Here is an 18,599-nt window from a genome sequence, read left to right as displayed (position 1 = left end):
AGAAGTCAAAGTTATGATAACTGAACTTGCATGAAATACGCTGTTTTACAGGTGCTTTATATGATTTTTAATGTATAAATAAATGCGAGTGAAACATAAGATATATATTTCACCCGTTATAAAGTTAGAAAATGTATTGTGCGCCAATGCCTAGATTGTAGTAACGTGAAGACATACCACCTTTGCTTTCATTATCGTAATTTTTGACGGTCATTGTTCCACCAGCCAGTCTATATTCGTTCCAAGTGATTTCTGTGAAAAATTTGATTCTCGGTGAAATATAGTAACCCGCATTGAGTGTGACCGCATAAAACTCAGAATCTTCACCTTTTTCATAAAAGGTTAAGTCGCGCATATAGTGTTCATCTTGAGAGTTAGACTTTACCCAAGGGCTCATTTTGGCCGTTGCACTCATTTCATAATTATTGTATCTGTAATTTGCAGTGAGACCTAAATAGTACAAACTAAACTTTTGTTTGTAGCCAACACCCATGGCACCGTCTGCAAATGTACCATGGTACATTTGTGCTGTATCAGCAACATAGTCACCATTTTGGTCAGTTAAGCCATATTGATAACGACCACCACGCGCAGTCCAGCTGAACTGACTTCGCTCATAGCCAAGTAGTAGACCAATGTTGTAATTTGATTTTTGTAATAACCAATAAGTAAAATTGAAGTCCAGTTTATTGGCTGCATTCAGGGACGTATCTGGATGGTTTGACCAGTCTGTGAGTAGTGAGCGATTCGACAAGTCACGCCAGTCATAGTCATTCATGGTCACGGTTTTTTTTCCAACTGTTGTCCAACCATTCATATTGAAACTTAAATTCGGTGAAATGTTCCACGTGAAGTCTGTTTTAATAATAGGTACATTTTTGATTTCCCAATTTAACATACTTATTTTATCTGAGTAGCTGTTAGTAAAGGAAAACTCTTTACCTTGGCCACCTGTAAGTATAGATGGAGTAATACTAAATGTGACGGCAGGTTTGGGAGTAATAAACTCAATATCTTCGTAAGAAACAGTATTGGGTTGCCGAGCAATAATCACTTCAACTTCTTTTTCAATTTGAACTTCTTGTAAGTCTTCGCTTTGAAGCGCGGATTGTTCAGCTGACGTAATGGGAGTGACTTGTTCAGCAAAAGCAAAACTAATATGACATAACCCCAAAATTATAAAGTAATTTAAATTTTTGATTTTAAAATACATTGTATTTCTGACTCAAATTTATAAGTAAATATACTTTAACAAAAAATAAACAGATTGGGTATGTTTTATACCATATCACTTCTTGATTTTTTTAGAAAAAAATGAAATTAGATAGACCCTAAACTCGTGTATATTTGTTTAGGGTCTACTTTTAATCATTAAAATGACCGCTCTATCGTCATAAACCAAGTGCTATTTTGGCGTTTATACAATGCTAAATTACTGTCGATTTTTTGATATTTATAGTTTAATTTAGGTATGAAGCCGTGCCATTGCAATTGTTTATGCCAAGTTGTAGCTGTAAATGTATATTCATTATCTTTTCTAGATTTAAGATCCCAAGTGTTGTTTGCAAGGAAGTTTCGTTGAGCATAATTCACATTTGTACGAAGACCAAGAGCATCACCTAAATATAAAAAGCCAATACGAACACCTTGACGGGTAGATGATTCACTACGATCTGCCAAATGGTCTTGCATGAAGTTAATTCCACTATAGACTAGAAAGTTGGCTTTTGGCTGGTACATGATTAGAGCTGCTTGACTATTACTATAACCATCGTAATGCAAAGAAATATTGGATTGATTATAGTTTTTTCTCATATGAGATGTATTTGCTGAAATTTTCCACTGTTCTGATAATTGCCGAGAGTACTCTAAGCTTGAGCCATAATTTTGACTATAGCGGTTATTTCCTAGAAGATTTTGTTGTACAAAGGGTGTAATTGCCCAAGATTGATTGAGCTTTTTATATAAATAACCTGTACTTGCCCTTAATGTTTGTTCACTGTAGTCTTTGTTGTCCCAATAATAAATACCATCTAGTGACATGCCTATATATGCATAGTGATGTCCGACAATATTTTTTTCACGAGATACGCCTAGACTATAATCTATACCTTGTGCTTTTTGAGGAAGAGATTCTTCACTGCGTATAAATTTAGCCCCTTTTATTGTGATTTCTTTGAGGTTTGAAGCTTGATTTACATTATTTGTTTTTTCATAACTTAAATTTAGGTCGAGTTGCCATTGTTGCGATCTTTTAATTTTTACTAAAAATTGTTCAACAAGTTTTTGCATTTGTGGGGAAAGAAAGGGCTTAGCATGTTCAAACTCAGATTTTGCTTCTGCATAGCGCTGATCTTCAAACAGCATCATGGCTAAATCAAAACGTGGGTAGTGTAAATCCGGATTCTGCTCGACAATATGTTGGTAGCATATAATGGCATCATTTAATTTTCCCTGATAACGATACAGTGCACCTAAGCCATAGTCATAGAGTATATGATCGTATGTTTTATTTTGTTGATACTCTTGTAATAAGCGTTCTAAAGTTACCCAGTCTTTTTGAATAATTGCTTGATTAATACTTTGTTCCAAGCTTAGATTTTGTATATTCGCAATCTTAACCATATTATCTTGCTTGGATATAAAAGACACTTTGGGGTAAATAGGTGTTTTTTGCTCAAAGAATATGGTTTGATCTGGCGGGAGTTCTTGAGCAAATGTAGAAGAAGAAAAAGAAGCTCCAAGTATTACGTAGTATTTAATATTCACTGACATGCGACCAATAAAGTGAAAAAACCGTCTGAATCAATTATACAGACGGTTTTTTGAAAATTTAACAGAAGGGTATAATCATAACGTTATTTGACATCGCCACGTGTACCACCAAAACCAATAGAGTCATTGTTGGTGAATACAACTTTACCGGCAACTTCTTCAGCATTTTTACCATAGAAACCGAGCGAATAATTCCCTGCGAGATCTGCTTGTTTTACAGTTGAACTAATGTCTGTGCCAGAGATTGAACCTTTTTCAAGGGTAATGGCATCGCCTAAACCAGTAATAGAGCCGGAACCTGTGCGTTCTGTAAAGTTTACGTTATAGCTTAAATGACCTTCATTAATCTTACTTGTCCAAGCGCCACCTACTTTCTCTGGAAGATCTTGAAAAGCTTTACCATCGTAAGTAGCTGAGCCTAATGTTGGTAAAGCATTCGAGTGTGTTTTCATACCGATAATAGATATTTCTCCAGTTCTACCAAGAGGAACTTTTCTATTCGTTTCATGATTCAGATCACCTGTGTAATTACCTAAAACAACAGAGTAGCTTTGCTGGTAAGCCGCTGATTCGAATGCTGCAGCATTCATTATATTGTCAGCTATATCCATATTCGCATTGGCTTTCTTGGCATTTTCGATGTCTTCAGCAGTAGCATTTTTTGCTTTTGCTTTTTCATCTGCTTGAGTGGCAATTTTTTCTGCAATAAGTGCTTTATCTGCTGCATCTTTAAGCGCTGTCGCTTTGTCATATAGTTTTTTATAAGTATCTGCTTTGTCACGGGCAAAATTATATGCATCGGGCGATGCATTTTTATCAGTCTTACTTATTTCATCTAGTGCATTTATATAATTAAATTGTGAAAAAACAAATTCGTAATTTACCTCTGCTAGAATCATTTTTTCAACAGCAGCATCAATAATAGCATAAGCAGCAGTAGTATCAGCACTAGCAGCACGTGCTGCTTGACCATTATTTTCTGCTAACACCCATGCTTTGCGTGTCGCAATTTTTTCAGCTAAAGCTTGTTCAACTGTTATTTTATTTTCAGCAGTTTTATTGTCAGCAATTACTTTGTCTTCAGCGGCTTTTTTATCAGCGATTGCTTTGTCAGCAGCAGCTTTATCAGCGATAGCTTTATCTTCAGCGGCTTTTTTGTCAGCAGTTGCTTTGTCTTCAGCAGCTTTATCAGCGATAGCTTTATCTTCAGCGGCTTTTTTATCAGCAGTTGCTTTGTCTTCAGCGGCTTTTTTGTCAGCGATAGCTTTATCTTCGGCAGATTTTTTGTCAGCGATAGCTTTATCTTCGGCAGCTTTTTTATCAGCGATTGCTTTGTCTTCAGCGGCTTTTTTATCAGCAATTGCTTTATCTTCGGCAGCTTTTTTATCAGCATCACTCTGTTGAGGAGAAGTTGTTACATTCTGAGTGGCATGATTACCACCGCTACTACACGCTGTCATTGTCAGAGAAATAATGATTGCTGATACTATTTTCGGTGTATTTATTAGGGGCATCTTGTAATACCTTGGCTACTTTTAGGAGTTTGGCTTAAATTTTAAGCAAGAGTGTAATATGGGTTAAATGTGTGAAACTTTAGCAAAAGCTTTTAATCGAATGTTATTACTGTATCACAATGTATATATAATGTTAAATTATAATTAATTTATGTTTGTTTTTGTATACTGTTGCTCATATTTTGATTTTCAAGACTGAATGTATAAATTGAAGTATTCTTATTTTTATAAATACATTATTTTTCAATAATTTATATTTATTGTGGAGTAAAATATTAATATTACTCATAAATTTGATAGTAACAAAAGTATAGGTGTAGGGTAGTTTTGTTCAGTGATGTATATAAACAGAATTACCCTATGCCAATATATAAATTATGCTTAAATGCACTAAAAAATAACTAATTTAATGCTCACTCATTTTCTAGAATGTAAATTTATAACCCTTGTAAGATTCGATCACAATTTTCACGACTTGATTTTACTTCTTGTTGTTTCTCGGGAGATAACTTTAAATAATAATCAATCAGTTCATTAGCAAAGCTGTCATAAATTTTAGGTTTATTCAATGCATAGTCTGGTACACCACCTTGCGCAACTTTATTAAAAAATTCAATGAGTTCTTTATTATTTGCTTGAATTTCTCGGTGTTCAATCACATAACACATTGCAATACGATGGTATGCTTTTTCTTCTTCTGATGGGTATGCATTGGTAAAGTAAATTAAACCAACAATCAGTAAAGCGAGAGCGATCAGCGCTGAAATAAGGGATTGTTTTTTAGACATAATCTTTGCCTGTAAATAGACTAATTTTCATTTTGGCAAAGACGATCTTTTGGGAAAATAGCTTTAAAACAAGACCCTTGATTCACTTGGGACTCAATTTCAAGATATGCCCCATGTTGCATAAGTACATGTTTTACAATGGCTAAGCCTAGCCCTGTGCCACCTGTTTGTCGACTGCGTGCGCTGTCGACCCGATAAAATCTTTCAGTCAGGCGAGGTAAGTGCTTCAGGTCTATACCAATGCCATTGTCTTGTACAGTAAAGTAGCCATTTTCTTGGTCGTCATGCCAACCAATGGTAATTGTACCACTGCCTTTAGGCGTATATTTGATTGCATTGGTAATTAAATTGCCAAATGCACTGGCCAGTTCCATATCTGAACCAATCAGATCGCTGTGGCTATCTATGTCTAAATTGAGCATATGGCCATATTCTGAATTGTAGGCTTGAGCATCATCAAACAGTTGATTCATAAGTGCTGGCATATCTACAATTTGATTTTTCGCCGTTTTACGATCATTTTCAAGCCTCGATAGTAGCAGTAAATCATTCACTAATGCATTCATGCGTCGTGTTTGTGATTGCATTTGGTCAAAGGCACGTTGCCATTTTGGATTGAAATTATCTTGGTCTGTAAATGTTTCTAAATAACCACTCAGTACAGTCAGTGGTGTACGTAGTTCGTGCGAAATATTATCTACAAAGTCTTTACGCATTTGCTCAAGGTTATGTACTCGAGTAATGTCATATGCGACTAAAAGACGGCTTTCTGTACCAAAGCGTGTGAGTTTGATTTGTACATGATGGCCTTCAAATACAGATGATTTTATTTTAATACCATCTGGATGTTGTTCCATATTATGGAAATATTCAACAAATGCAGGTTGGCGCAAAATACCTAGCAGGTTGTTGTGTTTATCTTGTTGTTTGATTCCCAATAAGTGTTCTGAAGCAGGGTTCCACCACTCAATTTGATGAAGTTCATCGGTAATGACGACTGCTTCGGCAAGGGCAAATAGTGAAGATTGTGCACGGTCTATTAGCGTAACCATATTGGCTTGCACTACACGTTCTTTACGTTGTGCTCTATAAATATTAAATGCGAGCGCACCACATAAACCGGGTACATTGGGTGGCATGTCATAGGGTCTATGAGAAATCCACTCATTGATCAAATATAATGCATGTAGTCTTAATGCGATGCATAAAACCACAGCTAAGCTTAAGCAAAGTATAAGGTAACCTATACCAAAGCCAATCAAACCGGCAATGACTAAAAAAAATCCCAGTAGTCTTAAGTCTTGTTTTGCATAGTGCCAAAGACTACTGTAAAGATAATTTTTATACTCTCGGCTGATATCTGGCGTTGGGTAGTGTTCATACATAGTATTGAGTCTTAGCTAAGTGCATCTGTGCGAGTAGAAAAACGATATCCCGTACCTCGCACAGTTTGTACAAATTTATCTACGCCAAATGGTTCTAAGATTTTACGTAAACGACGAATATGTACATCAATGGTACGGTCTTCAATATACACGCTACCGCCCCATACGTGATCGAGTAATTGTGCTCGGGTATAGGCACGTTCTGAGTGTGTCATAAAAAATGCCAGTAAACGGTATTCAGTGGGGCCCATTTCAATGATGTTGTCATTAAAACTCACACGTTGACTCACAGGGTCTAAAATAAGACCATTTGCATCAATCACTTTATCGCCACTGAGCGCATTTGAGCGTCTGAGTACTGCTTTAATCCGTGAAATGAGTTCTCGGGTTGAGAACGGTTTAGTCATGTAGTCATCTGCGCCTGCATCTAAGCCTTGCACTTTGTGGTCTTCTTCACCACGAGCAGTCAGCATAATCACAGGAATTTCAGACAGTGTTTCATCTCGCTTCAAGCGATAACACAACTCTACACCACTTAAACCACCCGGCAACATCCAATCGAGTAAGATAAGAGATGGTCTGCGATCAACAATTATTTGGTGTGCTTGTTTCGCATCTTCTGCTTGTAGACATTGAAAACCAGCCATGTCGAGTGAGGTATGAATCATCTCACGAATGGGCAGTTCATCATCGACAATTAAAATATAATCCTCTTTCACGGCTGTAACATCCTATGTGAATCTTTTATGAACTATTGGCTATTACAAAGATTTATTGTGACAGTATTATTGCAATAAATCTGTCATTTAAATATTAGCCTATTTTTTTGTGACAAGATAAAGTAGTTTTGATGAAATTAAGGTGAAATTTATATTTTGTTTTTTGAACATGATGTTCTATATATTTGATAAATATATATTTTAATTTTTTTAATATAGATGTAAATGACTTAAATTAGTTTTTAAAGGAAAAAGTGATGGCTGAGCAATTAAATGTAGTAAAAGGCGATAAAATTGAACAATATGAGAATATTTTGCCACAAATTCGTGGTTTGCTAGAGGGTGAACCTGATTTAGTTGCTAACTTAGCAAATGTTGCAGCTGCATTAAAGTCTCAATTTGATTGGTTATGGGTTGGTTTTTATTTGATCAAGTCAGAAGAATTGGTACTCGGCCCATTTCAAGGCCCGATTGCATGCACTCGTATTGCTTATGGTCGAGGGGTGTGTGGTACAGCATGGAAAAAACAAGAGGTGCTTCTTGTTGATGATGTTGAGCAGTTTGCAGGGCATATTGCATGTAGTTCTGAGGCTCGTTCAGAAATTGTATTACCTATTTTTTCAGGCCAAACATGTATTGGTGTACTTGATATAGACAGTGCACACTTGGCTACATTTGATGCTGTGGACGAAAAATATTTACGTGAAGTCGTTGACTTAATTGCACAGATTTAATGTTGAAGAACCGATTCTATACCAAGCGTTGAATCGGTTTTTTCTTCCAGACTAAGCGGTAGTAACCGTATTGTAATATACTCAAGCAAACAAAAGACAATGCATAAGCGATCCAAATTCCTTGTAATCCCCAGAAGTGACTAAATAGGTAGGCACAAGGTAACTCTATACATAAAATCGTACCAATATTAATCAGCATGGGTACATTCACTGTGCCAGATGCACGCATAATAGAGGCAAAAATAGTACTCATACCAAAAAATAAAACAGCCCATAACACGGTATAAAGTAAAGTTTTACCTAATATAATGACTTGAGGGTCAGTCAAAAATAACTGGAGTAAATGATCTGCAATCAGATAAGCAATGATGACCAAACTGCCCGTAATGCCTAAACTAGTGAGTACAGCAGTTTTTGTGACTTGTTCAAGTTGATCACTTTTTCCCGCACCAATGGCTTGAGATGCAAAAATTGAAGCTGCGATTGCAACAGATAATGTTGGGAATTGAATGTAGTTCATGACCTGATTAATTGCTCCATAAGCTGCTGTCGCATCTGCACCGAATGAATTAATTAAACGTACAATAACTAAGCCAGATAATGAGGTGGTAATCATTTGAATACCCGTAGGAATACCTAATTTTAAAACTTTAGGTGCCAGTATTTTGTGAAACCGAATATCTTTGATCAATGCAAAGTTTGGTTTGAGTGCATGATTTTTATAATTCAAATAGAAAATTAAAAAGAGTAAAACTGCAATATTACTTAAAATAGAGGCCACAGCAGGTGCAGTTGTTCCTAACTGTGGTAAACCAAAGTAGCCTTTAATGAGTGTGGGAGTGACGACTAAACCAATCATGCAGGTCATAATTAAAGCAAATAGGGGCGTGAGGCTATCACCGACACCGCGCAGTAAAGACGTATAAATGATATAAATAAAAATGAGCGGACTTGCAAATAACATGGTGCGTACGTAGGGAATAGACAAGTGCTGTACATCATTTGAAACCCCTAAAAATTGCACAATTTGAGGTGTAAATGTACCACCCAATAGTGCAATAACTGTACCTAAAATGAGGGTCATGAATAGTGTTGTTCCCACCACTTGTCGCACTTTTTCTAAGTCCTTTGCCCCCCATGCTTGGCCTACAAGTACACTTGCACCCGATGATAACCCAATAATAAATGCCATCATGCTAAATAAAATGGGGAAAAATACAGCAATCGCTGCAACAGCATGTACACCTAACATCTGCCCCACAAAAATGGTGTTCATGGTGCCTGAGAGGTTTTGTAAAATATTGGTCGCAATGAGTGGCAGTACAAACAAAATAAAGGTTTGAAAGAGTGGTTTGTTATTTGCTACGAGTGGTTTACTCATTTTTTATACCAAGTTGTAAAATGCAGATATTTAGCATGTGGCTAAAATTGCTGTCGCGTTTAATAATGTCGTATCTTGTTTTGCAAAACAAAAACGCAGTAGCCGAAGTGATGATGGTGGTTTTTTATAAAATGCTGACAGTGGAATGGCGACAATTTTATGTTGCTCCGCCAAATATTGGCACATTTCCACATCATTTAAATGAGGCTGAATCTGACTGTAGTCAAGCGTTTGAAAATATGTGCCTTGACTTGCTGTATAGGTGAAACGTGCATTATTTAGCCCATCTAAAAATAGATCTCGTTTTGCTTGGTAAAAGCTTGCTAATCGGGCGAGATGCTCTGGATGCTCTTGCATAAATTGGCTAAGTGCTACTTGTACCGGTGCAACACCACAGAAGCTTGCGAATTGGTACACTTGCCGAAAGGCCTGCATTATTTGAGGACAAGCCACGCAATATCCTGTTTTCCAGCCTGTGACGTGAAAACTTTTTCCAAATGAACCAACGACTAAGCTCCGTTCACGTAATTCTGGAAAATCGAGTGCACTGTAGTGCTGTTTTTGATCAAATACCAAGTGTTCATAGACTTCATCTGACAAGACCATAATATTATGTTTTTCAATTATTTCTATGAGATTTAACCAATCTTGCTTTGACCAAATGGCCCCTGTAGGGTTATGTGGTGTATTGACAATGATCATGCGAGTTTTAGGCGTAATCGCATCTTCAACCTGTTGCCAATCGACACTAAAATCTGGTGTCTTTAAGTGAATGTGAATGGCTTTTGCACCCACTAGCGCAATAGATGGGCCATAGCTGTCATAGCTTGGGTCAAAAATAATGACTTCATCGCCCGATTGAAGCAGAGATTGTATGGTGCAGTGTAGGGCAATGGTTGCCCCGCCAGTAATGGTGACTTCTTGTTTTGGGTCTAATTGTAGTAATGGATTTCGCTGTTTGAAAATCTGACATACTTGCTCACGTAAGGCAGGTAAGCCATCACCGAGCGGATACTGATTGTGACCTTGTGCAGTCGCATCTTGCAGTGCTTGAATAAGCGCAGATGGTGGTGAAAAATCGGGAAACCCTTGAGATAAATTCAGTGCATTTAAACGTTGGGAAAGCGCAGACATGGTAGAAAAAATGGTGGTACCTGTTTGTGGTATTTTATGATTGATTTGAAACATGCATCATCCTTATTTTTTTGTATCGACTCTCTTTGTATTTTTCAGTCTTAACGTGGGCAATCAGACTGTTGTGATGAAATTGCATGCCTAATCTTAAAATGCATAATCAACCACTGCTCGAATTCCACCGAGTACTAATCCAATACAGGCACCCACAATTACACCATTGACCCGAATCATATGTAAGTCACCACCTACTTCATTTTCAATTTTAGCAATCATGTCGGTTGAATCCCACTCATGAATACGTTCGCTAATAAATCGAATCACTTTATCGCTATAGCGGTCACTAAAATGTACAGCCAAAGTGCTTAAGCGTTGATTGAGTAATGTACCAACTTCCTCATGTTGTAGTAAGTTGTCGCCTAGGGTTTCAATGGCTGCTTGGAGGTTTTTAGCAATGCCAGAGTCTGTCTTCGCTAAGTCACTTTTAATGGCATTAAACAAAATCACCACAGCACTACTCATAAAATTGACCAATTGCGGACTCTGCAATAATGCATTTTTGCTGTCATTGAGTCGTTGACTGGCGCTGCTGTGCTCATTTTGTAAATCGAGCATAAGACTTTTTCCATACTGTTCAACGTACTGTCGCCATGGGTGCTCACGGTCTTGTAGTACTTGTTCAAGCTTTTCCATAAAGCTGTCTACTGTACGTTGTTGCATGTCTATTCCAAACAGGCTAGCACCTTTAGACAGCTTTAAAATACCAAGTTCTTTAAATAGAGTTGTTGTGATTTCTCGGACTTGTTCAGGATGTTTTAAAATCCACGCATGTGCACCGTCTAAACCTTGTTGCAAGAGTTCTTCGTGAAAGTCATTGTCTAAAATAGAGTGCAACATTTCACTGGCCAGTTGGTTTACTTTGGTGTTTTCAATCCACTGTAAACTGTTGGTTTGAATAAACTGAGCAATTTTTTCTTGTTCAATAAAATCAAATATTTTAGGTAACGTTTGTTGCATGATTTGGGTAATTTGCCCACTATTTTTGGGGTTTTGTAGCCATTGTCCCAAGCTGTGGCTCACATTGGTTTGTTGTAAACTTTTTTCGACCACTTGCGGTGACAGAAAATTTTCTTGTACAAAATGCCCCATAGATTCAGCAATACGGGCTTTGTTTCTTGGAATAATTTCGGTGTGGTCACGTAAAAAACGTGGAATTGGAACGTGACCAAAAGGGTTGCGAAAGAGCACGGTAATGGCATACCAATCGGCAAGTCCACCGACCACTCCTGCTTCTGCAGACAGCATAAGTATGTGTAATATGCCACTGTAATGAGGGAAAAACTTGGCGCTAATCATAAATGCCACCCATGCAACCACGGCCATAATCAGTGCAATTGTGGCAAGGTGTTTGCTCCGATGTAAACTATTGACGACCGGTGTCTGGGGGCTTGAAGTCATATCAGCGTCCTAATGGCGAGTGATTATGATATTTTTTGGGGTTCTGGTTTTAATATATCACCATTTTCTGCCACGCCATATTTTGCACCGAGTGATTTTAAAATCAAGGTTGCATTAAACGCATCGTTAGGCGCACTTTGTGTGTTTTTATAGCAGGTAATGCTATACGCCACTTCATTGGGTTCAATATTTACAACTTGAGTAGAATCATCCCATGGGCTGTTCCAAAATGCAGAGCGGGGGCCGTAAAAACCGTAAGGTCTAAACATGGGTGGGGGGGCTGTATAAACAATCGCTTGTCTTGGTGGTTGGTTGTTACTGCTTGGGTCATTGAGTATTTTGAAATAAGTAAACCCATGTTGTATGGCAGTTTGGGCTGCTTTGACTAATGTAATTTCTTGGGTGGTGCCATAACTCATGTTTGGTGAGGTTTTTACACTCACACGGAATGTTTGCTCATTGAGTTGATAGGTTGAGAATTTTCCAAGTTGGTTAAAAGTTTGTGGTTGTAAAGTACTACAGCCCGATGCAGTGATCAGCAACAGAGCGCATATACCTGAACTTAGGTATTTTTTTGTATTCATGTGGTGACTCCAAAGTATGTACGTTGAGCTATAACCGCAAAGAGTTGCGTCTTTAAAAATCGTGATCTTTGTTTATACCTAAATATGATTGGTGTTGTAGATTAAATACTGTTTAATTTTTGATGCGATATGTCTTTTTTTACGTAACAATTACATTTTTATATTTAACATGAGTGAGATGTTTTATTAAAAAATGAATTTTATGCTGAAATTGTGTATCTTTAAGCACAACATGTTTTTTATGCTGTGATGTATATATAAAACATAGAAATACTTTCTATAATTTTCTTAAAATTTGAGTGTTTTACCACAAAATGAAACAGTCGAAAGATACGCTATAAATTAACATAGCATACGTATATGTGTTGTAACCGCATTAAATGAGTGAGTGAATTCTATGAGCCAGCCACATGCCAATACAGGCTTTGTTGTACCAACATGGTTAAGTGAATCGTTATTAAAAGGTACACTACGTGGTATTGAGCGGGAGAGTCTTCGAATGCAAAGCGATGGCTACTTGTCGAAGCAACCGCATCCGCCTGCATTGGGTGCAGCACTCACACATCCTCACATTACAACAGACTATTCAGAGGCTTTACTTGAGTTTATTACACCGCCACATCAAAGTATTCAAAAAGCACTGACAGATTTAGCAGACATTCACGCCGTGGCACATGAGCATTTACCTAAAGGTGAGCGGTTATGGCCGATGTCTATGCCATGTATGTTAGATAAAGAAGAACAAAATATTCCCTTAGCACAATATGGTACGTCTAACATCGGACGTTTTAAAACCTTATATCGACATGGTTTAGCAGTGCGTTACGGTCGCCGTATGCAAACCATTGCAGGGGTACATTACAATTTATCTTTTTCAGATGCGTTATTTGAACAGCTACAGCAAAATGAGCAAGACCCAGCACTAAAAAATCTGAGCTTTCAAGACTATCGTAGTCAGCGCTATTTTGGGCTAATTCGTAATTTTATTCGTTATACGCCTATGGTGATTTTTCTACTTGGTGCAAGTCCGACGGTGTGCGGTAGTTTTGTTTTAGACCGTGAGCATGATTTACAGCGTCTTGTTGCAGGTGCATTACATTTACCGTATGCCACTGCTTTGCGTATGGGTAAATATGGTTATCAAAATTCGGCACAAAAACAATTAGGTATTCGTTATGACGACTTAAATGGCTATTTGTCTGGCTTAGAAAAGGCAGTGAAGCAACCGTATGAGCCATTTACCAAATTGGGCTTAGACAATGCACAAGGTGAGCCAATTCAAGTGAATGATCACACACTGCAAATTGAAAATGAGTACTATAGCCTTGTTAGACCAAAGCAAACACCTCAAGGGAACGAAACGCCATCTCAAGCACTTAAAGATCGTGGCGTAGGTTATGTGGAATTACGTTCTGTAGATGTAGACCCTTATTGTGCGATTGGTATTACGGAACACAGCGCAGCATTTTTAGAAGTGCTTGCACTTTATTGTTTACTGTGCCCAAGCCCATATATTTCTGAGCAAGAGCAAGCACGTATAGAATTAAACCAAGCCAATATTGTCGCCAATGGTCGTGCAGACGATGCAACGTTTGATACAGGTCACGGTGTAATGGGTGTAAGAGACTGGCTAAATCAGCATTTAAGCCAAATGCAAGCCTTAGCACAAATGTTTGATCAAAGTGTAGACTCAACGCTATATACAGATGCACTCGCCTTAATGAATACGCGTGTCCAAGACCCTGAGCAGACGTTATCTGCACATGTGATTAAAGATATGCTAGAGCAAGGGGGCACGTGGGCTTTGGGGGCACATTTAGCAGAGCAACATGCGAAAGTATATGACAAGCACGAACTAAGTTTAGAGAAACAACATTATTTCGATGATTTAGTCTATATGTCTAAACACCAACAGCGTGCTTTAGAGCAATCAAATTTAATTAGTTTCGACGAGTACTTACGTCGGTTTCGTTCATAAGTAAACTAGAGAGTACAAAATGAAACTCAGCTATCGTTTAGTTAATCTTTTTTTAGTATTCGCTTCTGTTGTAGGCATGGCATTTGCTTTATATCTAGAGCATTTTAAAGGGTTACAACCATGCCCTTTGTGTGTTTTTCAGCGTGTTGGCCTGATTTTTATGGGTTTATTTGCACTGATTGCATTGTTACATAATCCAAAACTGCGCATTTTTAGAGTCATTTACGCGTTTCTGGCAACCTTAAGTATCTTATGGTCTTTTGCGGTTGCAGCACGACATGTTTGGATTCAACACCTCCCTGCGAGCGAAGTACCAAGTTGTGGCCCTGGATTGAATTACTTGGTTGATGTATTGCCAATGAAAGAAGTGTTGTCTCAAGTACTCACAGGCTCTGGTGAATGTGCAAAAATTGATTGGACATTTTTAGGTCAGTCTATGCCTGTGTGGTCATTGCTCTTTTTTGCAGTATTATTATTTTTTAGTTTTACTCAATTTTTGCGTAAAGCTTAAATTTAGTGTATTGCGTCTAGTGAAATAGTTATACAGATAAGTTACATAATTGCTACAAGCGTTTATCGTGGCTACTTGACATCCTCCCCGACCTGAGAAGCGATTAGCTTCGCAAGACAGGGATTCCTCCTGCGAGACGCTCATGTCCGAGCGCAAGAATATTCAGTGCTGAGTTTATATCTCGATCATGGAGCGTACCGCACTCCATGCACTGCCATTCTCTTATTCCAAGACCTGTTCTACCTTTCGGACTACTGAGCCGTGAGCTACAGCACGAACACGTTTGAGTGGTATACGCTTCGTTGACTTCCTCAAACCATACGCCTGCGTTCTCGCATTTGTACTTGAGCATGGCTCGAAAGGTTGTCCAACTTACATCGAGTACAGACTTTGCTAATTTTGTCTGTGCTAATGCTTTGGCATTTACATTGCCAACAATGATCATTGCATGGCTATTCACAAGTTTATGTGTGAATTGATGCAACATATTCTGTCTGATATTCTTAATCTTGGCATGAATCGCTTTGACACGTTTTTTGTTGTTGGCTCTTTGGGCGATACCAAGTTTTTGTTCATACTGACGATAGATTTTAGGTGCTTTGAGTTTTACACCATCTGAGCATGTCGCAAGGTCTTTTAGCCCTAGATCAATGCCAATGGCTGTGGTTGATGTTGTTTTCTCTATTTTTGGTGCTTCTACAACTAAACAGACATACCAACGCCCACGACTATCTTCAACAAATGCACCTGTCTTAACTTTGTATTTTGAGAGTCCATAACTGTCCCATAGTTTGAATTGATGTTTACCATACTGAACATAGCCATCAGCATACTTGACAGCAACTTTTTTAAATGGAATCCAACCGAGTGAACGTCTTGCAGATTTCTTATTGCTTACACGCCAATTTAGCTTAGCTTTTTTAAATTGCTTACGCCTTGTAATGAGTTCTTCTGTCACAGCCTGAACAGTTTGGCTATGTAAGCCACACTCTTTTGATGTGCCTTTAGTGTATTTGGCAACATCATAGGCTGAGAAGAATTGACCTGTTTTTTTAAGATGCTTAAAACACAAATCATTCACATAATTCCAAACAAAGTTCACCTCAGATGCGAGTTGGTCTAGTACCTTACAATGTTTGTCTTTTATGCGTAATTTAAATGTTTTCATAGGCTTATTATAGCAAATTATTGTGCTTACTTGACTGTTTTTGGTATTCCTAATAACCCATAATTCAAAAAATATTGTTAATATTTTTTGAATTATGGGTTATGTCACACAGCCTTATATCCCCGACCTAAAGGACGGGGTTTTACGGCTAAACTGATAAAGCAGATTTAAGCTAGCGCTTTTCTTAAAGTGAGTGCGCCCAATGAAAACGCTCAAAATGATGCTAGCCAGTGTATTGGTTCTTTCTGTACTGAGTATGTCAGGTTGTATGTTATTTAATCCGTGGTGGGGCGGTGTTCCTCGCTAATAAAAAGTCTTACCCTTTACGGTAGGGATTGATTATAAAAATATAGAAAAAATGATATATTTAGGCCCATTAAAATATAGACTTAGCCCACTTTTTGGGTTGGGTACAACACAGATAGGCTGATGAAATGGTGCAAACACAAGTGATATATCAACTTGAAGACCACATAAATGATTGGGTTAAAGATAAATTTAAACAGCTTCATTTGAAAAATCAGCAAGATTATTATACCGAATCTGCTATTCCAGACCATTTAAAAGACGCCCTAAAAGGTCGTGCTAAAACAGAAAATAAAACTAACTTTGGTAAACCAGATTTTAGCTTACTAAAAAACAATCAGAGTATTCCTGTAGTTATTGAAAATAAACTAGGCTCTAAGTACCTTGTTTCAGAAAATAAGGGGAAAATAAAGTTTGACCCTAAATCTGTGACGAGTTACGCCGTAAATGGGGCACTGTATTATGCAACAGGTATTATTGCTTCTGCTAAATACCGTGATGTTATTGCTATAGGCATTTCGGGAGATTGTGCGGAAACAATAAAAATACAAGTGTATTATGTGTATGGTTCTGGAGAACACTCATATAAGTTATTAGATACTGTATCTACGTTAGACTTTTTAGAAAATGAAGACACATTTAAAGTATTTTACGACAACGCTGTACTCACGGAAGATGAAAAGCACGATATTTTAATTTCTTCACGTGCCCAATTACAAAGCTACGCTAAAAAATTAAATAAACTCATGCACAACCTCAACATTACAGCTCCACAGCGTGTGTTGTATGTGTCTGGTACATTGCTTGCCATGCAACCTGTGGTTGATAAACATGGTCAGAAAGTTCAAGAAGGTTTAATACCACAAGAGCTTAAAGGGTTACAAACAGAGAGTCGAAGAGATAGTATTTTGGTATTTAACCAAATTACCGAGTTTCTTACGGCACGAGAGATTGATGCCAAAAAACAAGCCCTCATGTTAGCGAGTTTTGGTGAAATTTCTAAAGACCCATACAGAGATGAATTGACGACCCTAGACAAAGAAGTCAGTAAGATAATTTCGACTGTAGAAGCCAGTACAACCAAGCAAATTTTTACCTTTATTTATGAAAATATTTTCTTATCTATAGATGCAATGGCAGGGCATTTAGATATTATGGGGGAAATGTATTCTGAATTTTTAAAATATGCACTAGGTGATGGTAAAGAAATAGGCATTGTACTTACACCACCGTATATTACAAAAATGATGGCTACTATTTTAAACGTAGATCAGCATTCAAAAGTCATGGATTTGGCTACAGGTTCGGCTGGATTTCTTATCTCTTGTATGGAAATGATGATTAATGACGCAGAACAAAGCTATGGTAAAAAAACAACACAAGCGGAAGAAAAAATAAAGCAAATAAAACAACAACAACTGTTAGGGGTAGAGTTAAACGCTGAAATGTATACCCTTGCAACCACCAATATGATTATGCGTGGTGATGGAAGCTCAAACATTCAAAAAGGCAACACATTTAAAACACCCGATGAACTTTATACACATTTTAAAGCCAATAAACTTTTATTAAACCCGCCGTTTAGCTATACCGAAAATGGTATGCCATTTATTGCCTTTGGTTTAGATAAAATGGAAAAAGGGGGCTTAGGTGCAATTATTATTCAAGACTCGGCAGGGTCTGGAAAAGCAATACAAAGCAATCAAGCCATTTTAAAAAAACATACACTTTTGGCAAGTCTGAAAATGCCAACCGATTTATTTCAGCCTATGGCAGGTGTGCAAACCAGTATTTATGTATTTGAAGCACATAAACCACATGATTTCGATCAAACGGTAAAATTTATTGACTTTAGGCAAGATGGTTACAAGCGTACTAGTCGCGCTTTGCAAGAAAATGACCAACCAACCAAGCGTTATGCAGATATTATAAAAATTTATAAAGCAGGTAAGCGAGCAAAAGTAGAAGCAGACTGGAATTTAGATGCCATATATGTAGAAGACTTTATTACAGCATCTGGTGCAGACTGGAACTTCGATCAACATAAAATTATTGATACTAAGCCAACTTTTGATGATTTTAGAAAAACAGTTGCAGATTATTTAGCATGGGAAGTAGACCAACTACTTAAAAATAATGGTGATGCGGGAAAGTAAATCGCCAC

The 18,599-nt window shown here is 37.5% G+C and carries 16 protein-coding genes; 5 read left to right on the top strand and 11 right to left on the bottom strand.

Annotated features, from left to right (window positions below; all coding sequences use genetic code 11):
• Positions 1-124: 124 nt before the first annotated feature.
• From BLS38_RS01500 to phoB, 6 genes are all read right to left on the bottom strand, one after another.
• Positions 125-1,213, bottom strand: coding sequence for an omptin family outer membrane protease (locus tag BLS38_RS01500; RefSeq protein ID WP_092746561.1), 1,089 nt, complete (start codon positions 1,211-1,213; stop codon positions 125-127).
• Between the two features lie 158 nt (positions 1,214-1,371).
• Positions 1,372-2,769 carry a surface lipoprotein assembly modifier gene (locus BLS38_RS01495; RefSeq protein WP_092746560.1) on the bottom strand — a complete coding sequence of 466 codons (1,398 nt, stop codon included), beginning with the start codon at positions 2,767-2,769 and terminating at the stop codon, positions 1,372-1,374.
• A gap of 89 nt (positions 2,770-2,858) precedes the next feature.
• Positions 2,859-4,289, bottom strand: a complete 1,431-nt coding sequence (locus tag BLS38_RS01490; protein WP_092746559.1) for a Slam-dependent surface lipoprotein — start codon at positions 4,287-4,289, stop codon at positions 2,859-2,861.
• Between the two features lie 437 nt (positions 4,290-4,726).
• A complete protein-coding gene (locus BLS38_RS01485) occupies positions 4,727-5,077 on the bottom strand; it encodes a hypothetical protein (protein ID WP_092746558.1) in 351 nt (116 codons plus the stop codon).
• A gap of 20 nt (positions 5,078-5,097) precedes the next feature.
• Positions 5,098-6,462, bottom strand: coding sequence for a phosphate regulon sensor histidine kinase PhoR (gene phoR, locus BLS38_RS01480; protein ID WP_092746557.1), 1,365 nt, complete (start codon positions 6,460-6,462; stop codon positions 5,098-5,100).
• Between the two features lie 11 nt (positions 6,463-6,473).
• Positions 6,474-7,181 carry a phosphate regulon transcriptional regulator PhoB gene (gene phoB / locus BLS38_RS01475; protein WP_092746556.1) on the bottom strand — a complete coding sequence of 236 codons (708 nt, stop codon included), beginning with the start codon at positions 7,179-7,181 and terminating at the stop codon, positions 6,474-6,476.
• A 257-nt stretch (positions 7,182-7,438) separates the two neighbouring features.
• Between phoB and BLS38_RS01470 the strand changes: the two genes are divergently transcribed.
• On the top strand, positions 7,439-7,915 hold the full coding sequence (locus BLS38_RS01470) for a GAF domain-containing protein (RefSeq protein WP_092746555.1): 477 nt from the start codon (positions 7,439-7,441) through the stop codon (positions 7,913-7,915).
• Positions 7,916-7,931: 16 nt separating this feature from the next.
• Here the strand turns inward: BLS38_RS01470 and BLS38_RS01465 are convergent, their stop codons facing one another.
• The 4 genes from BLS38_RS01465 to BLS38_RS01450 all read right to left on the bottom strand — a co-directional run bounded on the left by BLS38_RS01465 (position 7,932) and on the right by BLS38_RS01450 (position 12,472).
• Positions 7,932-9,296: an MATE family efflux transporter gene (locus tag BLS38_RS01465; RefSeq protein ID WP_092746554.1), complete on the bottom strand. Its 1,365-nt coding sequence runs from the start codon at positions 9,294-9,296 to the stop codon at positions 7,932-7,934.
• A 30-nt stretch (positions 9,297-9,326) separates the two neighbouring features.
• A complete protein-coding gene (locus BLS38_RS01460) occupies positions 9,327-10,484 on the bottom strand; it encodes a methionine aminotransferase (protein ID WP_092746553.1) in 1,158 nt (385 codons plus the stop codon).
• 93 nt (positions 10,485-10,577) lie between these two features.
• Positions 10,578-11,888, bottom strand: a complete 1,311-nt coding sequence (locus BLS38_RS01455) for a DUF445 domain-containing protein (protein ID WP_092746552.1) — start codon at positions 11,886-11,888, stop codon at positions 10,578-10,580.
• A 23-nt stretch (positions 11,889-11,911) separates the two neighbouring features.
• On the bottom strand, positions 11,912-12,472 hold the full coding sequence (locus BLS38_RS01450) for a CC0125/CC1285 family lipoprotein (RefSeq protein ID WP_092746551.1): 561 nt from the start codon (positions 12,470-12,472) through the stop codon (positions 11,912-11,914).
• 397 nt (positions 12,473-12,869) lie between these two features.
• Between BLS38_RS01450 and gshA the strand changes: the two genes are divergently transcribed.
• Positions 12,870-14,450, top strand: a complete 1,581-nt coding sequence (gshA, locus tag BLS38_RS01445) for a glutamate--cysteine ligase (protein ID WP_092746550.1) — start codon at positions 12,870-12,872, stop codon at positions 14,448-14,450.
• Between the two features lie 19 nt (positions 14,451-14,469).
• Entirely contained in the window at positions 14,470-14,961 is a 492-nt protein-coding gene (locus tag BLS38_RS01440; protein WP_092746549.1) for a disulfide bond formation protein B, read from the top strand.
• 103 nt (positions 14,962-15,064) lie between these two features.
• Here the strand turns inward: BLS38_RS01440 and BLS38_RS01435 are convergent, their stop codons facing one another.
• Entirely contained in the window at positions 15,065-16,129 is a 1,065-nt protein-coding gene (locus BLS38_RS01435) for an RNA-guided endonuclease InsQ/TnpB family protein (RefSeq protein ID WP_092746548.1), read from the bottom strand.
• Positions 16,130-16,331: 202 nt separating this feature from the next.
• Between BLS38_RS01435 and BLS38_RS13095 the strand changes: the two genes are divergently transcribed.
• A complete protein-coding gene (locus BLS38_RS13095) occupies positions 16,332-16,436 on the top strand; it encodes a DUF5052 family protein (RefSeq protein WP_244518113.1) in 105 nt (34 codons plus the stop codon).
• A 127-nt stretch (positions 16,437-16,563) separates the two neighbouring features.
• On the top strand, positions 16,564-18,591 hold the full coding sequence (locus BLS38_RS01430) for an HsdM family class I SAM-dependent methyltransferase (RefSeq protein WP_092746547.1): 2,028 nt from the start codon (positions 16,564-16,566) through the stop codon (positions 18,589-18,591).
• Positions 18,592-18,599 lie beyond the last annotated feature (8 nt).

This window comes from Acinetobacter boissieri (genome assembly GCF_900096955.1).
GTDB lineage: Bacteria > Pseudomonadota > Gammaproteobacteria > Pseudomonadales > Moraxellaceae > Acinetobacter > Acinetobacter boissieri.
This window is presented reverse-complemented; position numbering and strand designations above follow the sequence as displayed.

Bases quoted from the DNA above. Each gene is read 5' to 3' on its own strand.
- BLS38_RS01500 (WP_092746561.1), bottom strand. From the start codon at position 1,213: ATGTATTTTAAAATCAAAAATTTAAATTACTTTATAATTTTGGGGTTA.
- BLS38_RS01490 (WP_092746559.1), bottom strand. From the start codon at position 4,289: ATGCCCCTAATAAATACACCGAAAATAGTATCAGCAATCATTATTTCT.
- BLS38_RS01485 (WP_092746558.1), bottom strand. From the start codon at position 5,077: ATGTCTAAAAAACAATCCCTTATTTCAGCGCTGATCGCTCTCGCTTTA.
- phoR (WP_092746557.1), bottom strand. From the start codon at position 6,462: ATGTATGAACACTACCCAACGCCAGATATCAGCCGAGAGTATAAAAAT.
- BLS38_RS01470 (WP_092746555.1), top strand. From the start codon at position 7,439: ATGGCTGAGCAATTAAATGTAGTAAAAGGCGATAAAATTGAACAATAT.
- BLS38_RS01465 (WP_092746554.1), bottom strand. From the start codon at position 9,296: ATGAGTAAACCACTCGTAGCAAATAACAAACCACTCTTTCAAACCTTT.
- BLS38_RS01460 (WP_092746553.1), bottom strand. From the start codon at position 10,484: ATGTTTCAAATCAATCATAAAATACCACAAACAGGTACCACCATTTTT.
- BLS38_RS01455 (WP_092746552.1), bottom strand. From the start codon at position 11,888: ATGACTTCAAGCCCCCAGACACCGGTCGTCAATAGTTTACATCGGAGC.
- BLS38_RS01450 (WP_092746551.1), bottom strand. From the start codon at position 12,472: ATGAATACAAAAAAATACCTAAGTTCAGGTATATGCGCTCTGTTGCTG.
- gshA (WP_092746550.1), top strand. From the start codon at position 12,870: ATGAGCCAGCCACATGCCAATACAGGCTTTGTTGTACCAACATGGTTA.
- BLS38_RS01440 (WP_092746549.1), top strand. From the start codon at position 14,470: ATGAAACTCAGCTATCGTTTAGTTAATCTTTTTTTAGTATTCGCTTCT.
- BLS38_RS01435 (WP_092746548.1), bottom strand. From the start codon at position 16,129: ATGAAAACATTTAAATTACGCATAAAAGACAAACATTGTAAGGTACTA.
- BLS38_RS13095 (WP_244518113.1), top strand. From the start codon at position 16,332: ATGAAAACGCTCAAAATGATGCTAGCCAGTGTATTGGTTCTTTCTGTA.
- BLS38_RS01430 (WP_092746547.1), top strand. From the start codon at position 16,564: ATGGTGCAAACACAAGTGATATATCAACTTGAAGACCACATAAATGAT.